The organism is Streptomyces sp. BE303 (genome assembly GCF_036290945.1).
Lineage (GTDB): Bacteria > Actinomycetota > Actinomycetes > Streptomycetales > Streptomycetaceae > Kitasatospora.
Map to the genome: position 1 here is coordinate 57249 of NZ_JAQYWZ010000708.1, position 23917 is coordinate 81165.

The 23917-nt window shown below is 74.0% G+C and carries 23 protein-coding genes; 11 read left to right on the forward strand and 12 right to left on the reverse strand.

From position 1 onward, the window contains the following. Positions 1 to 3: 3 nt before the first annotated feature. A complete protein-coding gene (locus tag PUR56_RS17730) occupies positions 4 to 465 on the reverse strand; it encodes an Lrp/AsnC family transcriptional regulator (protein ID WP_329884762.1) in 462 nt (153 codons plus the stop codon). Between the two features lie 149 nt (positions 466 to 614). Between PUR56_RS17730 and pdhA the strand changes: the two genes are divergently transcribed. From pdhA to PUR56_RS17750, 4 genes are all read left to right on the forward strand, one after another. After that, entirely contained in the window at positions 615 to 1754 is a 1140-nt protein-coding gene (gene pdhA / locus PUR56_RS17735) for a pyruvate dehydrogenase (acetyl-transferring) E1 component subunit alpha (protein ID WP_329949631.1), read from the forward strand. A gap of 98 nt (positions 1755 to 1852) precedes the next feature. Beyond that, positions 1853 to 2815 carry an alpha-ketoacid dehydrogenase subunit beta gene (locus PUR56_RS17740; protein WP_329884996.1) on the forward strand — a complete coding sequence of 321 codons (963 nt, stop codon included), beginning with the start codon at positions 1853 to 1855 and terminating at the stop codon, positions 2813 to 2815. Between the two features lie 5 nt (positions 2816 to 2820). Then, the gene (locus PUR56_RS17745) at positions 2821 to 4209 is read left to right on the forward strand and encodes a dihydrolipoamide acetyltransferase family protein (protein WP_329949746.1); all 1389 of its coding nucleotides are present in this window, start codon (positions 2821 to 2823) and stop codon (positions 4207 to 4209) included. A 588-nt stretch (positions 4210 to 4797) separates the two neighbouring features. Beyond that, a complete protein-coding gene (locus tag PUR56_RS17750; protein WP_329949632.1) occupies positions 4798 to 6252 on the forward strand; it encodes a globin domain-containing protein in 1455 nt (484 codons plus the stop codon). 63 nt (positions 6253 to 6315) lie between these two features. Here the strand turns inward: PUR56_RS17750 and PUR56_RS17755 are convergent, their stop codons facing one another. Further along, the gene (locus tag PUR56_RS17755; RefSeq protein WP_329949633.1) at positions 6316 to 6870 is read right to left on the reverse strand and encodes an NUDIX domain-containing protein; all 555 of its coding nucleotides are present in this window, start codon (positions 6868 to 6870) and stop codon (positions 6316 to 6318) included. Positions 6871 to 7197: 327 nt separating this feature from the next. On the opposite strand from PUR56_RS17755, the gene PUR56_RS17760 reads away from it, so the two are divergent. Beyond that, entirely contained in the window at positions 7198 to 8061 is an 864-nt protein-coding gene (locus tag PUR56_RS17760; RefSeq protein WP_329949634.1) for an IclR family transcriptional regulator, read from the forward strand. A 205-nt stretch (positions 8062 to 8266) separates the two neighbouring features. Continuing rightward, entirely contained in the window at positions 8267 to 8692 is a 426-nt protein-coding gene (locus PUR56_RS17765; protein ID WP_329949635.1) for an SsgA family sporulation/cell division regulator, read from the forward strand. A gap of 86 nt (positions 8693 to 8778) precedes the next feature. On the opposite strand, the gene PUR56_RS17770 is transcribed toward PUR56_RS17765, so the two are convergent. After that, complete coding sequence (locus PUR56_RS17770; RefSeq protein ID WP_329949636.1) at positions 8779 to 9153, reverse strand: phage holin family protein; 375 nt, start codon at positions 9151 to 9153, stop codon at positions 8779 to 8781. Positions 9154 to 9257: 104 nt separating this feature from the next. On the opposite strand from PUR56_RS17770, the gene PUR56_RS17775 reads away from it, so the two are divergent. The 3 genes from PUR56_RS17775 (at position 9258) to PUR56_RS17785 (ending at position 10837) form a co-directional block, all read left to right on the forward strand. Next, positions 9258 to 9575 (forward strand): cupin domain-containing protein, encoded by a 318-nt coding sequence (locus PUR56_RS17775; RefSeq protein ID WP_329884755.1) that lies wholly within the window; start codon positions 9258 to 9260, stop codon positions 9573 to 9575. A 133-nt stretch (positions 9576 to 9708) separates the two neighbouring features. Then, a complete protein-coding gene (gene tenA / locus PUR56_RS17780) occupies positions 9709 to 10377 on the forward strand; it encodes a thiaminase II (RefSeq protein WP_329884754.1) in 669 nt (222 codons plus the stop codon). Between the two features lie 259 nt (positions 10378 to 10636). Continuing rightward, positions 10637 to 10837: a DUF5326 family protein gene (locus tag PUR56_RS17785; RefSeq protein ID WP_329884753.1), complete on the forward strand. Its 201-nt coding sequence runs from the start codon at positions 10637 to 10639 to the stop codon at positions 10835 to 10837. A gap of 102 nt (positions 10838 to 10939) precedes the next feature. Here the strand turns inward: PUR56_RS17785 and PUR56_RS17790 are convergent, their stop codons facing one another. The 7 genes from PUR56_RS17790 to PUR56_RS17820 form a co-directional block, all read right to left on the reverse strand. Further along, positions 10940 to 11884 (reverse strand): NAD-dependent epimerase/dehydratase family protein, encoded by a 945-nt coding sequence (locus PUR56_RS17790; RefSeq protein WP_329949637.1) that lies wholly within the window; start codon positions 11882 to 11884, stop codon positions 10940 to 10942. Then, positions 11875 to 13281 (reverse strand): cytochrome P450, encoded by a 1407-nt coding sequence (locus tag PUR56_RS17795; protein WP_329949638.1) that lies wholly within the window; start codon positions 13279 to 13281, stop codon positions 11875 to 11877. The genes PUR56_RS17790 and PUR56_RS17795 overlap by 10 nt, the downstream gene beginning before the upstream one ends. Then, positions 13278 to 14765: a class I adenylate-forming enzyme family protein gene (locus tag PUR56_RS17800; RefSeq protein WP_329949639.1), complete on the reverse strand. Its 1488-nt coding sequence runs from the start codon at positions 14763 to 14765 to the stop codon at positions 13278 to 13280. Before PUR56_RS17800 ends, PUR56_RS17795 begins: the two co-directional genes overlap by 4 nt. A gap of 170 nt (positions 14766 to 14935) precedes the next feature. Next, the gene (locus PUR56_RS17805; protein ID WP_329884749.1) at positions 14936 to 15706 is read right to left on the reverse strand and encodes a glycosyltransferase family 2 protein; all 771 of its coding nucleotides are present in this window, start codon (positions 15704 to 15706) and stop codon (positions 14936 to 14938) included. Continuing rightward, on the reverse strand, positions 15703 to 16716 hold the full coding sequence (locus PUR56_RS17810; protein WP_329949640.1) for a 3-oxoacyl-ACP synthase III family protein: 1014 nt from the start codon (positions 16714 to 16716) through the stop codon (positions 15703 to 15705). Before PUR56_RS17810 ends, PUR56_RS17805 begins: the two co-directional genes overlap by 4 nt. A gap of 79 nt (positions 16717 to 16795) precedes the next feature. Beyond that, positions 16796 to 18298: an SPFH domain-containing protein gene (locus PUR56_RS17815; RefSeq protein WP_329949641.1), complete on the reverse strand. Its 1503-nt coding sequence runs from the start codon at positions 18296 to 18298 to the stop codon at positions 16796 to 16798. Positions 18299 to 18401: 103 nt separating this feature from the next. Next, positions 18402 to 18608: a hypothetical protein gene (locus PUR56_RS17820; protein WP_329949642.1), complete on the reverse strand. Its 207-nt coding sequence runs from the start codon at positions 18606 to 18608 to the stop codon at positions 18402 to 18404. A 326-nt stretch (positions 18609 to 18934) separates the two neighbouring features. On the opposite strand from PUR56_RS17820, the gene thiC reads away from it, so the two are divergent. Then, positions 18935 to 20752, forward strand: a complete 1818-nt coding sequence (thiC, locus tag PUR56_RS17825; protein ID WP_329949643.1) for a phosphomethylpyrimidine synthase ThiC — start codon at positions 18935 to 18937, stop codon at positions 20750 to 20752. A 356-nt stretch (positions 20753 to 21108) separates the two neighbouring features. On the opposite strand, the gene PUR56_RS17830 is transcribed toward thiC, so the two are convergent. Continuing rightward, the gene (locus PUR56_RS17830) at positions 21109 to 21687 is read right to left on the reverse strand and encodes a TetR/AcrR family transcriptional regulator (RefSeq protein ID WP_329949644.1); all 579 of its coding nucleotides are present in this window, start codon (positions 21685 to 21687) and stop codon (positions 21109 to 21111) included. Between the two features lie 92 nt (positions 21688 to 21779). Here PUR56_RS17830 and PUR56_RS17835 point away from each other — a divergent pair, with 92 nt between their 5' ends. Then, a complete protein-coding gene (locus tag PUR56_RS17835; protein ID WP_329949645.1) occupies positions 21780 to 22226 on the forward strand; it encodes a DUF1772 domain-containing protein in 447 nt (148 codons plus the stop codon). Positions 22227 to 22293: 67 nt separating this feature from the next. Here the strand turns inward: PUR56_RS17835 and PUR56_RS17840 are convergent, their stop codons facing one another. After that, on the reverse strand, positions 22294 to 23691 hold the full coding sequence (locus PUR56_RS17840) for a cytochrome P450 (RefSeq protein WP_329949646.1): 1398 nt from the start codon (positions 23689 to 23691) through the stop codon (positions 22294 to 22296). Positions 23692 to 23917: the final 226 nt, after the last annotated feature.

Here is a 23917-nt window from a genome sequence, read left to right on the forward strand (position 1 = left end):
CGGTCAGAGCGGCGGTACCTGGTCGGTCTCCTCGAAGACCAGCATGGTGCGGGTGCCGAGCACCTGCGGGATGGACTGGATGCGGTTGAGCACCAGCTCCCGCAGGGCGTGGTTGTCGTCGGTGTGGACCAGCAGCAGCACGTCGAAGTCGCCGCCGACCAGGGCGATGTGCGCGACCCCCGGAAGCGCCAGCAACTGCTCGCGGACCGTGCGCCAGGAGTTCTGCACGATTTTCAGGGTGATGTACGCGGACGCGCCCTGACCTGCGCGTTCGTGGTCGACGCGGGCCGTGAAGCCGCGAATGACGCCGTCCTCGACCATCCTGGAGATCCGGGCGTACGCATTGGCCCGGGACACGTGCACCCGCTCGGCCACCGAGCGGATCGAGGCGCGACCGTCCTGCTGCAGCAGCCGCAGGATCGCCCGGTCGACCCGGTCGAGTCTGGACGTCTGTTCAGCCGACATGACCCCCCACCCTCAATGATTGGACGCACTGCCACCAGTCGACCGCCACCCGGGCCGATTGTCCACCACCTTGTCACGCTTCTGGTCAAGATGAACAGGCGACCGAACAATCGGTAGGGAGCCCCCGCCACCCCTGGAGGTGCCCCGAGATGACCGTTCTCGACCACAGACACCACACGGCGTTGCCCGGCTGGCTGCCCGGGGCCACCGCCCCCCGCACCGACCCGGCCCCGCTCCTCCCGGACCCCTCTCCCGTCCGCGTGCTCGGAACGCCCGCGCTGGAGAAGCACGACCCCGCGCTGCTCCGCGAGCTGTACCGCCGCCTGGTGGTCGGCCGCCGCTACAACCAGCAGGCCACCACCCTCACCAAACAGGGCCGGCTGGCCGTCTACCCGGCCTCCACCGGCCAGGAGGCCTGCCAGGTCGCCGCCGCGCTGGCGCTCGGCGAGCAGGACTGGCTGTTCCCCAGCTACCGGGACACCCTCGCGGTGGTCTCCCGCGGCATCGATCCGCTGGAGGCGCTCACCCTGCTGCGCGGCAACGCCCACACCGGCTACGACCCGCGGGCCGGCCGCACCGCGCCGCTCTGCACGCCGCTCGCCACCCAGGCCCCGCACGCCGTCGGGCTGGCGCACGCCGCACGGCTGAGCGGCGACCCGGTGGTCGCGCTGGCGCTGCTCGGCGACGGCGGCACCAGCGAGGGCGACTTCCACGAGGCGCTCAACTTCGCCGCCGTGCTGCAGGCCCCGGTTGTCTTCCTGGTCCAGAACAACGGCTACGCGATCTCCGTGCCGCTCAGCGCCCAGTCCGCCGCCCCGAGCCTGGCCCACAAGGCCGTCGGCTACGGGATGCCCGGCCGGCTGGTCGACGGCAACGACGCACCGGCCGTGTACGGCGTGCTCTCCGAGGCGGTCGAGCGGGCCCGCACCGGCGGCGGACCGACCCTGGTCGAGGCGCTCACCTACCGGGTCGAGGCGCACACCAACGCCGACGACGCCACCCGGTACCGGAACGAGGCCGAGGTCGCCGCCTGGCGGGAGCACGACCCGATCCTGCTGATGGAGCGCTCCCTGCGGGAGCTCGGGGTGCTGGACGACGCCCTGGTGCAGGAGGCGGCCGAGGAGGCGGAGACGCTGGCGGCCCGGATGCGCGCCGAGTTCCACACCGACCCGGAGCTGGACCCGATGTCCCTGTTCACCCACGTCTACGCCGAGCCGACCCCGCAACTGCGCGAGCAGGCGGCGCAGCTGGCCGAGGAGCTGGCCGCCGAGGCCGAGGTGCAGCACTGATGACCTCCCACCTGTCGTCCACCCCCACCCTGGGCGGCGCCGCGGCGCGGCGACCCGCCGGTGTCCCCGACCGCACCACCGGCGTCCGCACCGCGAGCATGGCGCAGGCGCTCAACTCCGCGCTGCGCGACGCCATGCGCGAGGACCCGGCCGTCCACGTGCTCGGCGAGGACGTCGGCGCGCTCGGCGGCGTCTTCCGGATCACCGACGGGCTGGCCGCCGAGTTCGGCCGGGACCGGTGCCTGGACACCCCGCTGGCCGAGGCGGGCATCCTCGGCACCGCCGTCGGCATGGCCATGTACGGGCTGCGCCCGGTGGTCGAGATGCAGTTCGACGCCTTCGCCTACCCGGCGCTGGAGCAGCTGTTCTCGCACGTCGCCAAGATGCGCAACCGCACCGCCGGCCGGCTGCCGCTGCCGATCACCGTCCGGATCCCGTTCGGCGGCGGCATCGGGGGCGTCGAGCACCACAGCGACGCCTCCGAGGCGTACTACGCCGCGACCCCGGGGTTGCACGTGGTCACCCCGGCGACCGTGGCCGACGCGTACGGGCTGCTGCGGGCGTCGATCGCGTCGGACGACCCGGTGGTCTTCCTGGAACCCAAGCGGATGTACTGGGGGAAGGACGGGTTCGACCCGGCCGCTCCGGTCGAGCCGCTCGGGCGGGCCGTCCTGCGGCGCACCGGGACCTCCGCCGTGCTGATCACCTACGGGCCCTCGCTGCCGGTCTGCCTGGAGGCGGCCGAGGTGGCGAGGTCCGAGGGCCGGGACCTCGCGGTGCTCGACCTGCGCACCCTGGTGCCGTTCGACGACGAGACGGTCTGCCGGGTGGTGCGCTCGATCGGCCGGGCCGTGGTGGTGCACGAGGCCGGCGGCTTCGGCGGGACGGGCGCGGAGATCGCCGCCCGGGTCACCGAGCGCTGCTTCCACCACCTGGCCGCACCGGTGCTGCGGGTCACCGGCTTCGACGTCCCGTACCCGCCGCCGATGCTGGAGCACCACCACCTGCCCGGGGTGGACCGGATCCTGGACGCGGTCGCCCGGCTGCAGTGGGAGGACTGAGGATGATGCCCGTCGTACGGGAGTTCACCCTGCCCGACCTCGGTGAGGGACTCACCGGGGCGGAGGTGGTGCGCTGGCTGGTCGAGGTCGGAGAGGTGATCGCGGTCGACCAGCCGGTGGTGGAGGTGGAGACCGCGAAGGCGGTGGTCGAGGTGCCCTGCCCGTACGGCGGGGTGGTCACCTCGCTGTTCGGCGAGCCGGGCGAGGAGGTGGCGGTCGGCGCGCCGCTGGTCACGGTCGCGGTGTCGCCGGGCGAGGGCGTACGGCCGCTCGCGGCGGTACCGGCGGCGGCCGGGGCGGAGCTCGCCGCCGAGGTGGAGCGGCCGCTGGTCGGGTACGGGGTCGCGGAGCCGGCGCGGGCCGGCCGGCGGCGCCGGGTCGGCGGGGGCGGCCTGCCGGTCGGGCCCGTGGCCGGCCCGGTTGCTCAGGCCGGGCCGGTGCCCGTGGCGGCGTCGGCGGTGGTGCCGGTGCTCGCGCCGGTGGCGGTCGTGACGGCGGGTCCCGGAGTGCCGCCGGTCGTCTCGCCGCTGGTGCGGCGGCTGGCCCGGGAGCAGGGCGTCGACCTGTCGACGGTCGGCGGCAGTGGGCCGGACGGTCTGATCATGCGTGCGGACGTCGAACGGGCGGTCGCGGCGAAGGTGGCGGCTCCGGCGGTGCTCCCGGCGGCCGGCCGGGCGGCGGCTCCGGTGGTGTCGCCGGCGTCCGGTGAGGGGGTCGTCCCGCTGCGCGGTCTGCGGAAGGCGGTGGCCGAGAAGCTCAGCCGAAGCCACCGGGAGATTCCCGCGGCGACCTGCTGGGTGGATGCCGACGCGACCGAACTGATGTCACTGCGGCGGCAGTTGAACGCCACGCCGGGGCCGAAGGTGAGCATGCTGGCGCTGCTCGCCCGGATCTGCACGGTCGCGCTGGAGTGCTTCCCCGAGCTCAACTCCAGTGTGACCGAGGACGGTTTGGGCATCATCCGGCACCAGGCCGTGCACCTGGGCTTCGCCGCGCAGGGCGACCGCGGGCTGGTCGTGCCCGTGGTGCGGGATGCCCAGCGGCTCACGACCGAGCAACTCGGCTCCGAGTTGGGCAGGTTGACGGATTCGGCGCGGGCCGGGACGGCGGCCCCGGCCGAACTGTCCGGCGGCACGTTCACGTTGAACAACTACGGGGTCTTCGGGGTGGACGGCTCCACCCCGATCCTCAACCACCCGGAGGCGGCGATGCTCGGCGTCGGCCGGATCGTCGCCAAACCCTGGGTCCACCAGGGGGAGTTGGCGGTGCGCGAGGTGACCCAGCTGTCGTTCACCTTCGACCACCGGGTCTGCGACGGCGGTACGGCGGGTGGATTCCTGCGGTTCGTCGCCGACTGCGTCGAGCAGCCGGGGGTGCTGCTGCGGCAGCTCTGAGCAGGGAAGGGTTGCCCTGGGTGGTGGTCGCGCCACCCAGGGTGCCCGTAGATCGAGCGAGAGTAGCGCGTCCGGGGGGCGGGTGTCCGGGATTCGCGCGACTTGTCGGATGAGCAGTTCGGGCGTGCCACGCTGCCTAGGCGTCAGCAGAGACAAGCCAGGTGGTGGCGCAGGCCGGCCGGAGGCGAAACGATTCTCTTGGGTACTCGAAACGTTGCGGTGAAGTCCCGCAGAACACTCCTGGTCCGCACCGGACACGGGTCGGCGGCTGTCGCGGCCGTCCCGGGTCTGCCGGACGCGGCGCCGGCGTTGCCCCCGGCGCCGCTGGACCCGCCGGACCTTCCGCCGGCCCTCCCGGCGGTCCCTCCGCCCGCCCTCCCGCCCGCCCTCCCGTCGGCTCCACCGCCGACAGGCCCGCCCCTCCCCGGTCCCGCCGCCGCGCCGGCCGCGGTGGCGGAGGCCGGCGAACCGGCGCAGGCCGTCCGCCCCGTGATCCCGGACCCGCCGTCCGCTCCGCCCACCGTCCCGCCGCCCCCTGCGGCGCCGCCGGTCGCCCCCGCGCCGTCCCGGCCCGATCCGACCGGTCCGGTGACGGGACCGGCGCTCGGGCCGGTCATCGAACCGCTGTTCACCCGCGCGCCCGGCCTCAACTGGGCCGGCCCGGGCGACCAGTGGTCCCGCGCCTGGGCGCTGCAGACCCTGGGCGACGCCGGTACCGCCCCCGCGGCCGGGCCGCCCGCGACCGCGTTCGGCCCCGTCGGCGCCCCGCCCCCGCCCGTGCCCGACCTGCGGACCGCGGCCGACCCGCGGACCGCGCCCGGACCGCACCAGGCGTCCGGACCGCGCGAAGCGGCCGAACAACCGCCCACCGCACGGGACGTCGAGCTGATCAGGGCCAGCCTGGCGGTGGTCGAGCCGGTCGCCGACCGGGCCACCGCGCACTTCTACGCGCTGATCTTCCTGCACCACCCCGAGGTCCGCGCGCTCTTCCCGGCCGCGATGGACGTCCAGCGGGACCGGCTCTTCCGTGCCCTGCTGATGGCGGCCCGCAGCGCTGACGACCCGGACGGCCTGCGGACGCACCTGGGCGCGCTCGGCCGGGGGCACCGCCGGTACGGCACCCTGACCGGTCACTACGGCCCGGTCGGCGAGTGTCTGGTCGCGGCGCTGGCCCGGTACACGGGCACCCGGTGGACGGCCGAGACCGAGCTGGCCTGGCGCCGGGTCTACCGGCTGGTCTCGTCGATCATGATCGAGGCCGCCGAGTCGGACGCCCGTACCTCGCCGGCCTGGTGGCAGGGCGAGGTGGTCGCGCACGAGCGCCGCACCCCGGACGTGGCGGTCCTCACCGTCCGCCCGGACCAAGCGTACCCGTACCGGGCCGGGCAGTACACCAGTCTGGAGACGCCCTGGTGGCCGCGGGTCTGGCGGCACTTCTCGTTCGCCTCCGCGCCCCGGCCGGACGGCCTGCTGACCTTCCACGTCAAGGCGGTGCAGGCCGGTTGGGTGAGCAACGCGCTGGTGCACCGGGCGGCGCCCGGGGACGTCCTGCGGCTCGGTCCCGCGGCCGGCGGGATGACCCTCGACCACGGCGCCGGCGCGGACCTGCTGCTGCTGGGGGGCGGCACCGGCATCGCCCCGGTCCGGGCGCTGGTCGAGGAGGTGGCCGAACACGGCGCGGCGGGCCGTTCGGTGGAGGTCTTCTACGGCGCGCGGCAGGCCGCCGAGCTGTACGAGCTGGCGGCGCTGCGCGAGCTGGCCGGGCGGCACGGCTGGCTCTCGGTCCGCCCGGTGCTGTCCGGCCCCGGGCCGCGGACGCCCGTCGGTGGGTCCGGCGGGTCCGGCGGGCACCTGTCTGATGCGGGGCTGCTCACGGGGGAACTCCCCGAGGTGGTGGGCCGGTTCGGTCCGTGGAGCGGACGCGAGGCGTACCTCAGCGGCCCGCCGGCGATGGTCCGGCGCGCGGTCGGCGTGCTGCTGCGCGCGGGCGTGCCGACCGAGCGGATCCGGCACGACCTGGTCGGTGACCGGGCCGCCGGTTAGGCCCGCCCGGTAGCGCGGGTGGCGCGGGCAGGACCGGTAGCGCGGGCAGGGCGGCCGGAGGGGTCAGGCCAGGTCGGGCGCGAGCAGGGCGCGGACGCCCTCGATGTTGGCGGCCAGGTACGCCCGAAGGCTCGGCGGCACCACGTTGACCGAGGTGACGCCCTCGCGGGTGAACGGCACCCGGACCACCTCGTACTTGCCGTTCGGCTCGTCCACCTCGGGCCCGTGGCGGCGGCTGAGGTCCATCGAGGCGAGCCGGCAGACGAAGAAGTGCTGCACCTTGACCCCGTGCGGGTGCGGGAGGGTGCCGTCGTCGGCGGCGGTCCCCGGGTCCGGAAGGTGGGGGAGGGTGTGGCTGACGGTGTCGACGAAGGCGGGCACGACGTCGACCACCTTGCCGCCGAGTTCCTCGTCGACCTCGCGGTGCAGGGCCTCCACCACGGTGCGGTCGTCGCGCTCGACGCCGCCGCCGGGGGTGATCCAGTACGGGTGCGGCGAGTCCGGCCGGGTGCGCTTGATCAGCACGATCGAGGCCGGACCGTACGGGTCGGCGGGGTCCACCTCCAGCAGGATCGCCCGGGCGGTGCGTTTGACGACGGGGCGAGGCGGGGTGCGCATGGCGGCCTCCGGGGCTGGAGCGTTGTGCGGGAGTCTCCCGCGGCCCGGGCGGGCCGAAACGCGGCCCGCCCGGGGTGCGTCCGTTCGGGGAGGGTTCGGACCCTGGATGGATCTTGGATAGCGAAGATGAAGCTTAAACTGATCTTTGAATCAAAGATTAAATCCATATTTAGCCATTGATTCGAAGGATTTTACCGAGCGAACGGTGCGAGAGTGATTGCGGGGATGTCGTGGCTGTGCTGCAATGAGCGACTATCGGGCAAATCGGAGCGATTCACTCCGCATGCCCTCCTGTGCAAGGACTCGGGCTGGGGGCTGGGTGTGGCCATGGATCGGATCACAGAGCGCACGTCACCGCCGGCGCGGCCTCCGGGGGCCACGAGTCCGGCGGGCCCCGCGGGTCCCACGGGTCCGTCGAGCCCTTCCGGCCCCACCAGCCCTTCGCGCAAGGAGCGGCAGCCCACCCTGATCTCCTCGGTCCAGCGGGCGCTGCGCCTGCTGGAGGCGGTCGGAGGATTCCTCCAGGGGGCCACCGCCAAACAGCTCGCCCGCGCCGCCGGACTCCCGCTCGGCACCACCTACCACCTGCTGCGCACCCTGACCCACGAGGGCTATCTGCGGCGGGCCGACGGCCGCTTCTACTACGGCGAGGCGGTCGACGGGATAGGCCGGGCCGACGACCGCCAGTCCGAACGGTTCGACCTGCGCGCCCGGATGGAACGGTTACGGGACGACCTGGGCGCCGCCGTCTACTTCGCGCTCTACCGCGACGGCGAGGTCTCCGTCGTCGACGTCGCGGCCGGCCCGCACCAGCCCGCCGTCGAACCGTGGGCCGACTTCCGGGCCACCGCCCACGCCCACGCCATCGGCCAGTGCCTGCTGGGCCAGCTGCCGGAGGAGGCCCGGCGCGACCACCTCGCCCGCCACCCCCCGGTCGGTCTCACGCCCTCCACCCTCGCCGAGGAGTCGACCGTCCTGCGCCGCCTCGCCGGGCTCCGGCCCACCATGCCGGTGATCGAACGCCAGGAGTACGCGCTCGGGACCGTCTGTGCGGCCGTTCCCATCACGGTCGGCTCGGTGGTCGCCACGATGGCGCTCTCGCTGCCGGTCGCGCAGGCCGACCGGCTCACCGACGCCGCCGGTCACCTGCGCCGCAGCGTCGGCGCGATGACGCCGTCGTTCGTCCTCTGACGGGCCGTGACCCGACCGGACCGGCCCCGGGGGCGCCCCTCGTTCACCATTTGAAAAAGCACGTCTTGTCCACTACGTCCCCAAACGTGGACGATGAGGACGGACGTACCGCACGCACTCCCTCCCCCTGTCAGCGAACTGCCTTGTCCGGCCACCCGCGGGACCCACACCCGCACGGCCGGGCAGAACGAGAGGTACTGGCGCCATGCAGCACAGCACAGTCCAGGGCCACCTGATGATGAACCTGGTGGTCTCGCACGAGCTCTCCTTCCGCATCGTGGTCGACCTCGCCTACGACCCCGTCGACCCGTACGCGGTCCGTTTCACGTTCCACCTGCCCGGCGACGAGCCGGTGACCTGGGTGTTCGCGCGCGAGCTGCTGCTCGACGGGATCGGCCGCCCGGCGGGCGAGGGCGACGTGCACATCCATCCGGCCGGCGGGGAGCTCGCCGAGGTCTGCATCGTGCTGCACTCCCCCGAGGGGGGCGCCGTGCTGCGGTCGCCGGCACCGCCGCTGGTCGCCTTCCTGACCCGCACCGACCGGCTGGTGCCGATGGGCCAGGAGGTCACCGCCGGCGAACTCGACGCCCAGCTCGCGCTCATCCTCCGAGGGCGTGAGAACGCCGGGTGACCGGGGAGGCGGGAACACGGAAGGGGCCCCTTCCCGGTGAACGACCGGGTCGGGGCCCTTTCGCACGGGCCGGCACGGTGACTCGCTCAGTCGTCGTCGAGGGCGAGGCTGAGGCCCCAGGAGACCAGGCTGATGATCAGCGCACCGAACAGTGCGGCCCAGAAGCCGTCGACGTGGAAGCTGAGGTCGAGCTTGTCCGACGCCCACGAGGTCAGCCAGAGCATCAACGCGTTCACGATGAAGGTGAACAGACCCAGGGTGAGGATGAACAGGGGGAAGGAAAAGAACTTCACCACCGGCTTGATCAGCCAGTTCACCACCCCGAAGAGCAGTGCCACGGCGACCACCGTGAGCGTCTTGTGCTGCCAGTCGTCCCCGGCCAGCGTGATGCCGGAGACGATCCAGGCGGCGACCCAGATGGCCGCCGCGTTGATCAGTGTCTTGATGAGGAAACCCTTCATGGGGCCAGCGTCCCAGGTCGGTCAAGGGACGGGCGAGAGCCCCGGGCGTCGTGGTGGTGTTGAATGCCTCCTGGGCCGACGCCCGGACGAGGAGGGGTGCCCCGATGAAGGTGTTCCGGCTGGACCGACTGGACGCCGAGCGTGCCGCCAACGACGGTGCGTACCTGAGGTTCCTGCGCGAGCCGCGGATGTCCGCCGGCCTCTACGCGCTCTCCCCCGGCGACACCGACACGCAGACCGCGCACACCCAGGACGAGATCTACCAGGTGATCAGCGGCCGGGCCGAGCTGACCGTCGGGGACGAGACCACCGCGGTGGGGCGGGGCACCGTGGTGTACGTGCCGGCCGGGGTGCCGCACCGGTTCCACCACATCACCGAGGAGCTGCGGGTCCTGGTGGTGTTCTCCCCGCCGGAGGACTGAGGCCGGAGGAGTGGGGCCGGAGGACTGAGGCCGGAGGAGTGGGGCCGGAGGACTGAGGCCGGAGATCCGGCCGCCGCGGACCGGGCCCCGACCGGCCCTCCGGAAGCCCGGACCCGCCGGTTAGGGTCGGAGCATGAGCCTGAGCCTGACGGAAGAACTCTGGGCGGCGATCGAGCCGGTCTACGCCGAGATACTCGACCACCCCTTCATCGCCGGCCTCACCGACGGCACCCTGCCGCGCGAGGCGTTCCGCCACTTCGTCGTGCAGGACTCGCACTACCTGCGCGACTACGCCCGCGCGCTCGCCGTCTGCGCCGCCAAGGCCCCCGGCGAGGAGGAGGTGCGGGCCTTCGCCGACGACGCGATCGGCGCGCTGGCGGCCGAGCAGGGGATGCACGCCGACTTCCTGGAGGCCTTCGGCGACAGCGCCGAGGAGGCCGCCGCCGAGCCGGTGCTCCCCACCACCCGCGCGTACACCAGCTACCTGCTCGCCACCGTCTACGGCGGCTCCTTCGCCGAGGCGGTCGGTGCGGTGCTGCCGTGCTACTGGATCTACGCCCGGGTCGGGGACCGGCTGCTGGCCCAGGGCTCCCCGGACCCGCTCTACGCGAAGTGGATCGCCACCTACGGCGACGAGGCGTTCCAGTCGGTGGTGCGGCGGGTGCTGGCGCTGACCGACCGGCTCGGTGAGGAGATGTCCGCGGCCGAACGGCGACGCGTGGTGGAGCACTTCGTCACCACCTCGCGGTACGAGTGGATGTTCTGGGACGCCGCGTGGCGGCGGGAGACCTGGCCGGTCTGACCCTCGTGCGGGCCGTCCCCGCAGGTCGCCGGTGTCGTCCGGGGCCCGTCCGGTGCTTGGCCGGGGCGCGGCCGGACGGCCGGCCCCGGGGCCGGCCCCGGGGGTTCACCCGGGGTTCGGGGTAGGGGTGATCTCCGGGTTCTCTCCGGGCCGTTGGCTCTCGTTCGGCCACTTGCGTCACCGTACGATCGAAGTACCGAGAACGAGCGGGATGCGGCACCGGACGGCAGCCGACCCCAAGGGGAGAGAAGGAACGGACATGGCTGAGCTCTGGAAGTCGCTGCCCTCGTGGGTGCGGAACATCGTCGTGCCGGTGCTGGTGCTGGTACTCGCCTGGAACATCCTCGGCCTGGTGTTCAGCGTCGTCGGTGCCCTGCTGAGCCTGGCGATCAAGCTGCTGGTGGTGGTGGGCATCGCCGCCGCGGTGGTGATCCTGGTGAAGAAGGCCGCCAGGAACTGACCCGGCCGGAACCGGCCTCCACCGGTCTCCACCGGCCTTGCGCGGACGCCCGCACCCCTCACCGGGGTGCGGGCGTCCGTCGTCGGGGGCCGGGTCGGCGGTTCAGGCCGGGCCGGCGGTTCCGGGGGGTGCGGCCGCGGGCGCCGCGCGGTCGAGCATCAGGACGGTGTCGAGATCCCAGAGCGGGCGCCAGCCCTGGGTGCGCGCGCGGGCCAGGTCCAGGGTGACGCTGCGGGACAGCTGGTCGACCGCGTACGGGGTCAGACCCGGGACCCGGCCGGTGCGGGCGGCCAGCCGGGCCAGCGGCGCCGGGACGTGGTGGAGCCCGGCGTGCACGCCGTGGGCGGCGAGCACCGCGCGGACCGCCTCGTCACGCCGGTAGTGGCGGGCGTCGGCGATGTTGTAGGCGCCCGGTGCCCACGGGCGGTTGCCGGGGCGGCCGGTCCCGGCGGCGGCCAGACAGGCGTCGGCGAGGTTCTGCACGGCGGTGAGGCTGAGCCGGACGTCCCCTCCGGGCAGCAGCAGTCGCCCGTGCCGGACCCGTCCCAGCAGCCGGGGCACGAGGTGGGGATCGCCCGGCCCGTAGACGGCGCGCGGACGCAGGACGACCGCCCCCGCCGCGAGCGCGAGCCGCTCACCGGCGGCCTTGGTGCGACCGTACGCGTTGAGGTGACCGCCCTCGGTGGGGTGGTGCTCCCGGACGGACTCGCGGGCGATCCGGGGGTCGTAGACGCTGGCGCTGGAGACCCAGACGACCGGGCGCCCGGCGGCGGCGCGCAGCAGGCGCTCGGTGCCGGTGACGTTGACGGCGAACTGCCCGGCCTCGGCGGCGGAGCCCGGGGGCAGGTCGGCGACGGCGGCGGCGCAGTGCACCACGGCGTCGACGCCGGTGAGGTCCGGGTCGGCGACGGCGGCGTCCCAGTGGACGTGGCGGCCGGCCGGACCGGGGCGGCGGCCGTAGCCGACCACGTCCAGACCGTGGGCGACGGCGGCGCGGACGACGTGGGAGCCGCAGAAACCGCTCGCTCCGGTGACGGCTATCCGCATCGGGGGTCTCCTCGGTGGAGGGCGGCGGCTGCGGCGTGGGGACAGGTGGGTGCGGGCGCCGGGGGCGCGGGACCGGGGGGAACGGTGACGGCGGGCCCGGTCGTGGCGGGGGTGACGGTGGCGGTCGGCGCGACCGCGTCGGCCCGGGCGGTGTCGGCTCGGGCGGTGGGGGTGCGGGTGCGGCGCACGGTGAGTTCCGCCCAGCCGGGGAGCGCGGCGCGGCGGTCGGCCCGGGCACGGGTGACCACCGGGCGGTACGGGGCGAGGGCGAGCAGGAGGTCGGCGAGCAGCACCCGGGCCAGGCCCGCGCCGGGGCAGGCGTGCGGTCCGGCGCCGAAGACGGCCTGGGTGGCGCCCGGACCTGGGGCGGCCTCCGGCCGGTGGGCCCGGGCGGCGTGCCGGGCGACCAGGATCAGCCGGTCGCCGGCCCGGACCCGGCGGCCGGCCAGGACGGCGTCCTCGGCGGCCACCCGGGGGAGCAGGGGCGAGGGCGCGGTGAGACGGAGGAGCTCGGCGGCGAGTGCGGGAGCGGTGGCGGCGTCGACCGACGGCCAGAGGCCGGCGTCCGCGCACCAGGCGGCGGCCCGGGGGAGGGCGGCGACGGTGGTGTTGACGGTGGCGACCGCGACCATCGTGTCCAGCGGGTCGGGCAGCAGCGCGGCCAGGTCGGCGGCGCGCGCGGCGGACGCCCGGGCGGTGCGGCGACGGGGCCGCGGTCCGGGCAGGTGGTCGCGGGCGGCGGCTTCGGCGGCCCGGGCGGCGGCACCGGCCAGGGCGTGCGGGGCGGCCGGGGAGCCGGTCAGCGCGGCGGCCGTCACCCCGGACAGCTCCTGGGCCAGGCGGACCAGGTCGATCGGCCCGTCGGCGATCGCCGGCACCCGTTCGGCCAGCACGGCCAGCCAGTGCGGGCGCAGCCGCCGCACCGCCGCAGAGTCGAGTCCCGCTGCCAACACCCTTCGGGCGGAACGGTGTTCGGCGCCGTCCTGGTCGAACAGGAGCCCGCCGTCGGTCAGTCGGGCGGCGGCTCCGCCGGTGGTGCCGGGCGCGGTGCGGTCGAGCGGGATCCGGGTGAGCGCCTCGCGGTAGGCCTCGGTGTCGTGGACCAGGACGGTACGGCCGAGCCGGACCACCGGGCGTCGGCGGGTGGCGGCGAGCAGGGCGAAGAGCACCGGGTGGCTGTGCAGGTAGACCCGGCGGTCCCGCCGGCGGGCGGCGCGGTCGAGGGCGCTGCGGTCGGGGTCCGTCCGGTCGGGGTCGGTGCGGTCGGGGTCGGTGCGGTCGGGGGCGGTGCGGCTGGGCGTCGCTGCGCCGGTCGGGGCCGGCGAGGGTGGCGGTGCCGGTGAGGGTGCGGGTGCGGTCCGGCGGCCGGCGGGCGCGTCCGGGACGACGGTGTTCATGTGGACAACTCCCCTGCGCAGTAGGCGGATGCGGCAGCCCGGTCGGGTTTGCGGGAACGGCCGGTCAGAGGTACCTCGCCGAACAGGACGGCGTCCGGGCGGGCCGTGCCCATCCGGTCCAGCGGGGCGTTCAGCGCGGCCCGAAGCCGGTCGGGATCGGTACCGGGCACGGGCTGGACGAGGGCGACCAGCCGTTCGTCGCCGTCCCCGGACGGGACTCCGACCAGCACCGCGAGGGCGACACCCGGCAGGTGCAGCGCCGGTTCGTAGAGGCCGGGATAGATGTTCTCGGCGCGGCGCAGGACCATGTCCTTGAGCCGGCCGCCGAGCACGATCCGGCCGTTCCCGTCGAGCGCGCCACGGTCGCCGGTGCGCACCCACGGGTCGGGTTCCTCGCCCAGGTAGCGGTGACGGGCGCCGGGGCCGGTGAGCAGCAGTTCGCCGTCCGGACCGAGGTCGGTGCGGACACCCGGCAGCGGGGCGCCGACCAGGTCGCCCGGGCCGGTGAAGGCGCTCTTCTCGACCTCCTCGACGGCCGCCGCCGGGAACAGCTCGGTGAGCGCGTACACGCCCCAGGCCTGGTCGGCGCCGGCCTGCTTGACCCGGCGGAGCAGGGCGGCGTCGGCGGGCGCCGAGCCGGTCCAGACCCGCCCGGTGAACCGGGCTCCGACGGCCAGGGCCGCACGCAGCTGCGGCGGGGTGAGATAGGTGTGGGCCGGCGCGAGCCGGGCGAGTTGGCGGGCGAGCGCGGTCGGTGTGCGGGCCGGCAGGGCGACGGCGGCACCGGCGGTGAGGGCGGGGACCAGGACGAAGAAGGTGCCGCCCACGACGGTCGTTCCGGGCCGCGGGTCGACCAGGTCGGTGACCGTGCGCAGCCCGGCGGCCAGGCCGTTCCGGGTGTGCACCACGGCGCGCGGGCGGGCGGTGGTGCCGGAGGTGAAGACGATGACGGCGTCGGCGTCCCGCTCGTGGGTGTCGCGGCCGGGGACGCGGGGCACGGAGGCGCCGAACCGGCCGAGCCGCAACCCCGGTGCGCAGCCGGGCAGTCGTCGGCCGAGGGTGGCGACCGGGCCGATCACGTCCAGCGGGGGCAGGGCGAGGCCGGCGCGCCGGGCCAGCGGCTCGGCCCAGCCGGCCGCCGCCTGGGCAGCGGCGTCGGCGAGCACCAGGTCGGGTTGGGCGAGGGAGAGCCGGGCGGCCAGCACGTCGGGGCCGGCGGCCGGGTCCAGGACGGCGATCCGCAGGCCGAGCCGGTGCGCGGCGAGCATGACGGCGAGGGCCCGGGGGCCGGGGCGGACGGCGACGCCGAGGGTGGTGCCTTCGGTGAGGCCACGGGCGTGCAGGGCGGTGGCGTAGGTGTCGGCGAGGTCGGCGAGTTCGCCGCGACGGATCCGGACCCGGGTGGTGCCGAGCCGGGTGTGCCGCAGGACGGCCGGGCGGTCGGGGTGGACGGTGCGCAGCGCGTGGGCGAGCCGGTCGAGCATCGGGTGTCCTCGGCGAGGGAGTCTGGCGGGTGCTGGGTCAGGGCAGGGGCAGGGGCAGGGGCCGGGTCAGGGTCAGGGGCTCGGGGCAGGGACCCGGGTCGGCGCGGAGGGTGGGGCGGCGAGGAGTGGGACGGCGCCGGGACCGGGACGGTTGCCGGGGTCCGCCGTGCTCAGCGGACGTCGACGGAGCGTGGTCCGGCGCCGCGCTCCAGGTACCAGCGCGCCGTGCCGACCACCCCGTAGGCGCGGATCCGCCGGGTGGAGTTCTGCACCACCATGTCCCGGCGGTGCACGATCGCCGTGCTGTGCCGGCGGACCCGGTTGATGAACGTACGGTCGGTGGGCGAGGGCCGGCGCGGCATGCCGCCGACGGCCTGGTACAGCTCGGCGGTGATCGCCATGTTGTTGCCGGCGTGCATCCGGTACGGGGTGAGGTAGCCGTGCCGGCGCCGGTGCGCGGGCCGGATCCGGCCGAAGAAGGCGCCCAGCGCGACCAGGAGCAGGAAGACGGCCCGCCCGGTCGGCCCGTGCTCGTCGCGGCGGGCGGTGACCCGGCCGCAGACCAGTCCGCCCCCGGCACACATCCCGGCCCGGGCGGCGGCGCTCCAGCCGGGCTCGGGCAGGCAGTCGGCGTCGGTGCGGGCGAGCAGCGTCGCGCCGTGCGCGATGGCGTGCCGGAAGGCGGTGTCGACCGCCGAGCCGACGCCCTTCTCCGGCTCGACCAGCACCTCGACGGGGAAGGGCGCCCGGGCGGCGAAGGCGCGGACGGCGGCCACCGTGCCGTCGGTCGAGCCGTTGTCGGCGACCAGCAGGGTGAACTCCCGGTCCCGTTGGGCGGCGAGGGCGTCCAGGGTGCCGGTGATCCGGGCCTCCTCCTGGTAGGCGGGGACGACGACCCAGAGCCGGTGGCCGTCCGTCCGGGGGGTCGCCGGGGTGCTCACGACGCCTCCCAGACCATCGTCATCAGGCTGACGCCGCCGCCCAGGCCGAGCAGGAGCACCTTGTCTCCGGTATTCAACTCGTGTCTTATTCGGTCGAGTTGGATGCCGAGCGTGGCGCTGGCGACATTGCCCAGCTCGGGCACGGTGACCACCAGCTTCTCCGCCGGCACCCCGGTGAGCTCGACGAACCGCTCCAGGTAGGGGACGGTCACCTGGTGCACCAGCACCCGGGCGTAGTCGTCCCAGCCGAGGCCGGTGCGGGCGGCCACCCGGGTCAGGATGTCCCCGCCGATCTTCTCGAAGACGCCGCGCAACTCCTTGCCGCCGCCCCGGAAGTAGCTGTACTCGTCGCCGCGCGGGTGCCGCGAGCCGCCGCCCGGGATCCCGCCGACCTCCCAGTGTTCGGAGGCGGTCTCGGTCTCGATGTCGAGGATGCCGCCGCGTTCCACCGCCTCGACCACGACGGCGGCGCCGGCGTCGCCGAAGGTGTAGCCGGCGAACCCGTCGCGGAAGTCGGCGAGGCCGTCCGGGTCGCGCCGCATGGCCCGGCTCGGCGTCTCGCCGGTGACCACCAGGGCGCGCCGGGCCCGGCCGGCGAGGATCATCGCACGGGCCAGGTCGATGCCGTTGAGGAAGCTGTTGCAGGCGTTGCTGACGTCCAGCGCGTGTGCGCGGGAGCCGAGTTCGGCCTGGACGAGGTGGGCCGTGGCAGGCTCGCAGACGTCCCGGGTGGCCGAGGCGTACAGCAGCAGGTCGAGGTCGAGCGGGTCCAGTCCGCGGGCGGCGAGGGCGCGCCGGGCGGCGCCCACGGCCAGCGTGGAGGCGTACTCGCCCTCGGCCGCGAAGTGCCGGGTGACGATGCCGGTGGCCTTCTCGAACGTCCGCTCCGGCAGGCGGAGTCGGCCGCCGGCGGTGACCTCGTCCTGGAGCTGCTGGGAGGTCAGACGGCGGGCGGGCAGGTGGGCTCCGACGGCGGTGATGCCGATCCGCGCGGTGGCTGCAGGGTGCATGTCCCCATCGTCCGGCGGACGCACCCGCGCCCACCTGAGTACTCGTACTCAGGTGGGCGCGGGCGGCTACCCAGTCACGTCACTCCTCCGTGGTCCGGTCCGCGGGCACCCGGTCCGCCGGCGTGCGGTCGACCGGAATCTGCTGGACGGCCGCAGCCGGTGCCGCGGTGGGTGCCGCGGCCGGTGCGGCCTCCGGCCCGATGGTGGTCAGCAGCTGGCGGGCCAGGCCGAGCCCGGTGCCGCCCATGGTGAGCGCCTTGGCGAACAGCTCGCCCATTCCGTCGGCGCCGTTGAGCAGCACCATGTGCTCGACGTGGCCGAACGACTCGGCGGCGGCCAGCACGATGTCCGGCCACTTCTCCGCCAACTCCTGTGCGACCAGAGCCTCCTGGTTCTCGGCCAGCGCGTCGGCACGGGCCTTGAGGCCCTCGGCCTTGGCGAGACCGAGAGCCCGGACGGCCTGCGCGTCCGCCAGACCGCGTGCCTCGGCGGACGCCGCCTCCGCCTCTCCGGTGGCCCTGGTCGCCTCGGCGGCGGCCAGGCCGCGCAGCTTGGTGGCCTCCGCCTCGGCCTGGGCCGCGATGCGGACCCGGCCGGCCTCGGCCGCCGCCTTCAGCTCGGTCTCCTGGGCCTGGGCCTGGGCGGCGGAGATCCGGGCGTCACGGTCGGCGTCCGCCGTGGTCCGGGTGTCGTACGCCCGGGCGTCGGCCGGTTTGCGGACGTCGATCTGGAGCTGCTGCTCCTTCCGTTGGGCCTCCAGCTCGGCGACCCGGGTCTCCTGGACCACCACCTGCTGCCGGGCGCCGGCGTCGGCGAGCGGGCCGGCCTGTCGGGCCCTGGCGTTGGCGGTGTCCCGTTCGGCCTGGTAGGAGGCCTGCTGGATCTCGCTGTTGCGGGTCGCCTCGGCCTTGCGGGCGGCCGCCTCCTGCTCGGCCTCGGTGGCCAGCCGGTCGGCGTGCGCCTGCGCGATCCGGGCGTCCCGCTGGACGGCTGCGGCGTGCGGGATGGCGAGGTTCTTGATGTAGCCGGTCGGGTCGATGATCTCCTGGATCTGCAGGGTGTCGATGATCAGCCCGAGCTTCTCCATCTCCAGCCCCGAGGCGGCCCTGGTCTCCCCGGTGAGCCGCTCGCGGTCGCGGATCATGTCCTCGACGGTGAGCCCGCCGACGATCGACCGCAGGTGTCCGGCGAAGACGTTGTGGACGCGCTGGCTGATCAGCTTCTGCTGGTCGAGGAAACGGCGGGCGGCGTTGGCGATCGAGACGTCGTCGTCGCCGACCTTGAAGATCACCACGCCCTTCACCCGGACCGGGATTCCCTGCGTGGTGACGCACTCGACGTTCAGTTCGGCCTCGTTGAGGTCCAGCGAGAGCCGCCGGACGCCCTGCAGGCCGGGGGTGACGAGGGTCCCCCGGCCGGTGACGATCCGGAATCCCAGCCCGTCGCCGACCCCCTCGGTCCGGTGCCGGGAGCCGGAGATGATCAGAGCCTCGTTCGGCTCGGCCACCCGCCACATGAGTTTGAAGAGTGTGATTCCGAGGAGCAGTGTCGCGACCACCGCTCCGGGGATGAGGTACACCATGGTTCAACTCCCCCTTCCGGCGCAGGAGATGCGCCGACTCGGATTCTCCGCCGGAGCCAAACCGATGGAAAGGGAAGTGACATGACGCTCTGTCACAAGGTCGTCACGGGCCTATGGGCGCTACGTACACGGTGCGCGGCGGCTGGTACTCGATCACCAACACCGGTGTGCCGACCGGCAGTCGGTCCCCCGGTACGGCGAGGTAGGCGAGGAACGCCTCGGCGCCCTGCCGCTCCGGGACGTGCACCATCACCTCGCCGACCAGCCCCGTGCCGACCGTCCCGGTGACCCGCCCCGTGCTTCCGACCACGCCGGCCTCCCTCTCGTCGTCCCCGCCGTCGACCCCGCGACTGCCAGTCTGCCCGGCCGGGGCCCGATTGCCGGTCCGCTCGGCCGCGACCGTCCGATTTGCCGGATTCGACACCCGTCGGCCGGCCGTTCCGACCCCCTCTGGACCTCCGGCGTTCCGCTCGCTACGGTGTTGGACGTCATGCGCAGGCAACACGGCCTGCGGACACGGGAGCTCGGAGCACCGGGCTGAGAGGGCGCTGACCGGAACGTCGTCCGACGTGCCGACCGCTGCGTCGACCGCAGGAACCTGACCGGGTAATGCCGGCGTAGGGAGTAGAAGGTCTGATGACCACGTTCGACGCACAGCCGCAGTCTGCCCGGAACTCCGCCGTCTCCAGCGCGGGTACCGGCTACCCGACCCCGGCCTGGCGCAAGGCCTACCGCGACGGGTCCCGCCCCGACCTGCGCGTTCCGTACCGCGAGGTCGTGCTCACCAACGGGAAGACCGTCCCGCTGTACGACACCTCCGGGCCGTACACCGATCCGGCCTACGAACCCGACGTGCGGCGCGGCCTGCCGGCCCTGCGCGATTCCTGGATCCGTCAGCGCGGCGACGTCGAGGAGTACGACGGGCGCGAGGCGCGTCCCGAGGACGACGGCATCAAGCACACGTCGCCGCGCGGCGGGGACCTGCGCAACCTCGACGCGGTCTTCCCCGGCCGGCCGCGCCGCCCGCTGCGCGGACGCGGCGGTGAGGCCGTCACCCAGCTGGCCTACGCCAAGCGCGGCATCGTGACGCCCGAGATGGAGTTCGTCGCCCTGCGCGAGGGCCTGGAGGCCGAGTTCGTGCGCGACGAGGTCGCCCGCGGGCGCGCCGTCATCCCGGTCAACGTGAACCACCCCGAGGTGGAGCCGGCCGTCATCGGCACCAACTTCCTGGTGAAGATCAACGCGAACATCGGCAACTCCGCCGTCACCTCCTCGATCGAGGAGGAGGTGGAGAAGATGACCTGGGCCACCCGCTGGGGCGCCGACACCGTCATGGACCTCTCCACCGGCCGCAACATCCACACCACCCGCGAGTGGATCCTGCGCAACTCCCCCGTGCCGATCGGGACCGTGCCGCTCTACCAGGCGCTGGAGAAGGTCGACGGCAGGGCGGAGGAGCTCAGCTGGGACGTCTACCGCGACACCGTCGTCGAGCAGTGCGAGCAGGGCGTCGACTACATGACCGTCCACGCGGGCGTGCTGCTGCGGTACGTTCCGCTGACGGCCCGCCGCAAGACCGGAATCGTCTCGCGCGGCGGTTCGATCATGGCCGCCTGGTGTCTGGCGCACCATCAGGAGAACTTCCTCTACACCAACTTCGCGGAGCTCTGCGACATCCTCGCGCGCTACGACGTCACCTTCTCGCTCGGTGACGGCCTGCGCCCCGGTTCGACCGCCGACGCCAACGACGAGGCGCAGTTCGCCGAGCTGGAGACGCTGGGCGAGCTGGGCCGGATCGCCCGCGCGAGGGACGTCCAGGTGATGATCGAGGGTCCGGGCCACGTCGCGATGAACAAGATCAAGGAGAACATGGATCTCCAGAAGGAGATCTGCGACGAGGCCCCGTTCTACACCCTCGGCCCGCTCACCACGGACGTCGCGCCCGGGTACGACCACATCACCTCCGGCATCGGGGCGGCGATGATCGCCTGGTGGGGCACCGCGATGCTCTGCTACGTCACGCCCAAGGAGCACCTGGGCCTGCCGAACCGGGACGACGTGAAGACCGGCGTCATCACCTACAAGATCGCCGCCCACGCCGCCGACCTCGCCAAGGGCCACCCGGGTGCCCGGGACTGGGACGACGCCCTCTCCGACGCCCGCTTCGAGTTCCGCTGGGAGGACCAGTTCAACCTGGCCCTCGACCCGGAGACGGCCCGCGCGTTCCACGACGAGACCCTCCCCGCCGAGCCTGCCAAGACGGCCCACTTCTGCTCCATGTGCGGACCGAAGTTCTGCTCGATGAAGATCTCCCAGCAGATCCGCGACCAGCACGGCGACGGCTCCACGGCCGTCAACGCCGGCTACGGCGCCGACGCGGTCGCCGGCATGGCCGAGAAGTCCGCCGAGTTCGCGGCCCAGGGCAACCGCGTCTACCTCCCGCTGGCCGACTGACGGGCTCCGCCGTCGGCATCGGCCGGGAGTGAGGTCGAGCTCGCGCGCAGACCGGCAGCAGTGCTGGGAGGTGGAGGGGGCTTCCCAGCACTGTGGCCGAGCCGGCGGGCCGGTGCCCCGGCGGCGGGGGCCGGGCGGGGCACCGGGGCCGGGTCAGCCCTGGGACGCGGTGCGGCGGCGCTTCGCGTAGAGGACCGCGCCGGCGCCGAGCAGCACCAGGGCCGCGCCCGCGCCGAACAGGGCGCCGGAGTTGCCGGCCCCGGTGGCGGCGGGCGGGTTCGGGGTCGTGTCGGGGCGGGGACTCGTAGGCCGGCAGCCGGGAAGGTCTCCGGCTGCCCGCCCGTCCGAACGGCGTGTCAGATCACGGCGAGCCGGTCCACCAGCAGCTCCACCCTCTGCTCGGCTTCGGCCGGCGGCAGCCGTCCCGCCCGGGTCAGGGTGGCCAGCCCGTGCAGGGCCGCCCAGAACACCTCGGTGAACAGCCCCGGGTGGACGCCCTCCCCGGCGACCTCGCCGAGGCTCTCCAGCAGGGCGGCGAAGGCGTCCTTGAGCGGCGCCGGGGTGTCCTCGGCCGCGAAGGCCAGACCGCCGTCGAGCTGGAACATGGCGTCGTAGACCGCCGGGTGGCGTTCGGCGAAGTCGAGGTAGGTGCGGGCGAGAGCGGTGACCCGGGTGCGGGGGCCGTCGGCGGCCGAGGTCGCGGCCCGCAGCGCCGCGGCCATCTCGGCGGCACCCTCCAGGGCGACGGCCCCGATGATCTCGCGCTTGCCGCGGAAGTGGCTGTAGAGGACGGGCTGGCTGTACTCGATGCGCTCGGCGAGCCGGCGGGTGGTGACCGCGTCCCAGCCCTGTTGCTCGGCGATTTCGCGGGCCGTCGCCACGATGAGGTGCTCGCGGGCCGCCCGTTCGCGTTCCTTGCGTTCCTGAACCGACATGACCTGATTCTAGCACCGCTAGACAAGGGAGCGGCAGTAGTACTAGCGTTGCTCTCATCACCTAGCGGCGCTAGATCTCAGGAGGGGTCATCATGCTCGACGCACTCAAGGTCGTCACCATCGTGGTTGTCGGAGTGATGGTGGGGGTGGAGTTCTCCGTCGCCTTCGTCGTCAACCGGATCCTCGGCGCACTGCCCGAGGACAGCTACCAGCTCGGCCGCGCCCACGGTGGCCGGATGCTCGGCGCCCTGATGCCGGTCTGGTACTTCACCTCCCTCGCCCTGAGCGCCGTGTGGGCCGTCGCCGGATGGCACCGCCCCGGCGTCGGCCTCGTCGTGACCGCCGCCGCACTGCTGGTCATCAGCGTGCTCATGTCGGTCCTGCTGCTCGTCCCGATCAACAACCGGAGCAAGACGTGGACCCCCGAGAACCGGCCCGCGGACTGGAGGGAACAGAGCGACCGCTGGGACCGCTTCCACTACGCCCGCGTCGCCGTCATCGTCGCCGCCTTCACCCTGCTGGCCGCCGCCCTCGCCTGACCTCGCGGACCGGGACACCGGTCTCGACGAAGGTTGATCTGCCCCTGTGACCGGGGACCCTGACCGCTCAGGCCCGGGGGCGGGTGGCCCCGCGTTCGCCGAGGCGCATCGTCAGGGGCGCCGGGTGGATGACGGCGGAAGGCTTCGGGTCGGTGAGGTGTGCGCCTGCGCCCGGCACCGGTGTCAGCCGCCAGCGGCGCGCTATCACGGAGAGCGCGAGGGTGAGTTCGACGATGCCGTAGACCTCGCCGATGCACTTGCGGCTGCCGATGCCGTACGGGATGAACGTGTCCCGGGCCATCGCGTGCCGGCGCTCCGGGAGCCAGCGGTCCGGGTCGAAGAGGCCGGGGGCGGGGTGCAGGTCCGGGCGGTGGTGGAGGAGGTACGGGCTGAAGAGGATCACGGTGCCCTCGGGGATGCGCCGTCCGGCCAGGACGGTGTCGTGCATCGCGACCCGGGTCAGCAGCCAGCCGGGCGGGTAGTACCGCATGACCTCGGTGAGCGTGCGGGTGGTGAGGTCGAGCCGGCCCAGGTGCGCCCAGGTGGGCGGCCCGTCGTCCAGGACCAGGTCGACCTCGCTGTGCAGGCGGGCCTCCAACCCGGGGTCCTGGCCCAGGAAGTGCAGCGACCAGGCCAGCACCGCCGCAGAGGTGGGGATCCCGGCCACCAGGAAGGTGATCACATGCTCGTGGATCTCCTCGTCGGTCATCGCCGAGGCCCCGCCGTCCGCCCGGCCGTCTCCGGCGGCCATGAGCACGGACAGCAGGTTGTCGTGATCGGCGCCGTCCCGGCGGTGGTCGGCGATCAGTCGGTCCACCAACGAGTGCAGTCGGGCCTTCGCCGCTTCGTAGCGACGGTTGCCGGAGGTCGGCACCTTCTCCAGGAAGGCGAAGGGCGAGTTCATGCGCCGGCCGACGCCCTCGTGGAACACCGGCAGCGCCTCGGCGATCACGGTCGCGGCCTCGGCGCGGGCTTCGGCGGCGAACATCGTGCGCGTGAGGACTCTCGTGATGATCTTGTAGGTGTGCTCGGCGACGTCGATGACCTGGCCGTCCGACCATCCGGCGGTGGCGGCGACGACCTCGTCGCGGATGGCCGGGACGTACTCCCGGATCCGTTCCGCGTGGAAGACCGGCTGGATCATGCGGCGCTGCCTGCGGTGTGGTTCGCGGGCGCTGGTGCCCAGGCCGTTCCCCAGCAGCTGCCGGAGCTTGTCGTAGATCGGCCCGCCCTTGTCGAAGGTCCTCGCGTCGGTGAGCACCTGCCGCACCAGGTCCGGGTGGCACACCGCATAGGCTCTGCGCGGCCCGAGTCCGATCTCGACGAGGTCGCCGTGTCGTGGGAGCGATCGCAGGAACGCGAGCGGGCGGCGCTGGAGTTGCCACGCGTGTCCGAGGAGCGGCAGAGCCCCCGGGGCGCGTCGGCTGCCGGGCGTGAAGGTGGGGAGGGCGGGCGGTACCGTCATCGTCGAACTCCTCGCGCAGCGGCTGGTGTTCTGGGTTGGTCGGGCCCTTGCGTCGCCGATGGGCTGACGGGAAGTCAGTTGTCGACTTTTACGGTCAGCCATCGAAGAGGAGCTGTCAATGCGGAGATCGCACCGGGTCGGTGGGCTCCGTGTCGACTGCCGGTGCGGACCCCGCCGCACCGGCTGACGGAGGCCGCGCGGCGGAGCGCGACCCCCGCCGCGGACG

What these genes read in the sequence shown, in the direction of transcription:
- PUR56_RS17765 (WP_329949635.1), top strand. Translation starts at nt 8,267, where the DNA reads ATGCAGCACAGCACAGTCCAGGGCCACCTGATGATGAACCTGGTGGTC.
- PUR56_RS17795 (WP_329949638.1), bottom strand. Translation starts at nt 13,281, where the DNA reads ATGAACACCGTCGTCCCGGACGCGCCCGCCGGCCGCCGGACCGCACCC.
- thiC (WP_329949643.1), top strand. Translation starts at nt 18,935, where the DNA reads ATGACCACGTTCGACGCACAGCCGCAGTCTGCCCGGAACTCCGCCGTC.
- PUR56_RS17760 (WP_329949634.1), top strand. Translation starts at nt 7,198, where the DNA reads ATGGATCGGATCACAGAGCGCACGTCACCGCCGGCGCGGCCTCCGGGG.
- PUR56_RS17785 (WP_329884753.1), top strand. Translation starts at nt 10,637, where the DNA reads ATGGCTGAGCTCTGGAAGTCGCTGCCCTCGTGGGTGCGGAACATCGTC.
- PUR56_RS17755 (WP_329949633.1), bottom strand. Translation starts at nt 6,870, where the DNA reads ATGCGCACCCCGCCTCGCCCCGTCGTCAAACGCACCGCCCGGGCGATC.
- PUR56_RS17775 (WP_329884755.1), top strand. Translation starts at nt 9,258, where the DNA reads ATGAAGGTGTTCCGGCTGGACCGACTGGACGCCGAGCGTGCCGCCAAC.
- tenA (WP_329884754.1), top strand. Translation starts at nt 9,709, where the DNA reads ATGAGCCTGAGCCTGACGGAAGAACTCTGGGCGGCGATCGAGCCGGTC.
- pdhA (WP_329949631.1), top strand. Translation starts at nt 615, where the DNA reads ATGACCGTTCTCGACCACAGACACCACACGGCGTTGCCCGGCTGGCTG.
- PUR56_RS17815 (WP_329949641.1), bottom strand. Translation starts at nt 18,298, where the DNA reads ATGGTGTACCTCATCCCCGGAGCGGTGGTCGCGACACTGCTCCTCGGA.
- PUR56_RS17830 (WP_329949644.1), bottom strand. Translation starts at nt 21,687, where the DNA reads ATGTCGGTTCAGGAACGCAAGGAACGCGAACGGGCGGCCCGCGAGCAC.
- PUR56_RS17840 (WP_329949646.1), bottom strand. Translation starts at nt 23,691, where the DNA reads ATGACGGTACCGCCCGCCCTCCCCACCTTCACGCCCGGCAGCCGACGC.
- PUR56_RS17835 (WP_329949645.1), top strand. Translation starts at nt 21,780, where the DNA reads ATGCTCGACGCACTCAAGGTCGTCACCATCGTGGTTGTCGGAGTGATG.
- PUR56_RS17810 (WP_329949640.1), bottom strand. Translation starts at nt 16,716, where the DNA reads ATGCACCCTGCAGCCACCGCGCGGATCGGCATCACCGCCGTCGGAGCC.
- PUR56_RS17800 (WP_329949639.1), bottom strand. Translation starts at nt 14,765, where the DNA reads ATGCTCGACCGGCTCGCCCACGCGCTGCGCACCGTCCACCCCGACCGC.
- PUR56_RS17770 (WP_329949636.1), bottom strand. Translation starts at nt 9,153, where the DNA reads ATGAAGGGTTTCCTCATCAAGACACTGATCAACGCGGCGGCCATCTGG.
- PUR56_RS17745 (WP_329949746.1), top strand. Translation starts at nt 2,821, where the DNA reads ATGCCCGTCGTACGGGAGTTCACCCTGCCCGACCTCGGTGAGGGACTC.
- PUR56_RS17790 (WP_329949637.1), bottom strand. Translation starts at nt 11,884, where the DNA reads ATGCGGATAGCCGTCACCGGAGCGAGCGGTTTCTGCGGCTCCCACGTC.
- PUR56_RS17740 (WP_329884996.1), top strand. Translation starts at nt 1,853, where the DNA reads ATGGCGCAGGCGCTCAACTCCGCGCTGCGCGACGCCATGCGCGAGGAC.
- PUR56_RS17730 (WP_329884762.1), bottom strand. Translation starts at nt 465, where the DNA reads ATGTCGGCTGAACAGACGTCCAGACTCGACCGGGTCGACCGGGCGATC.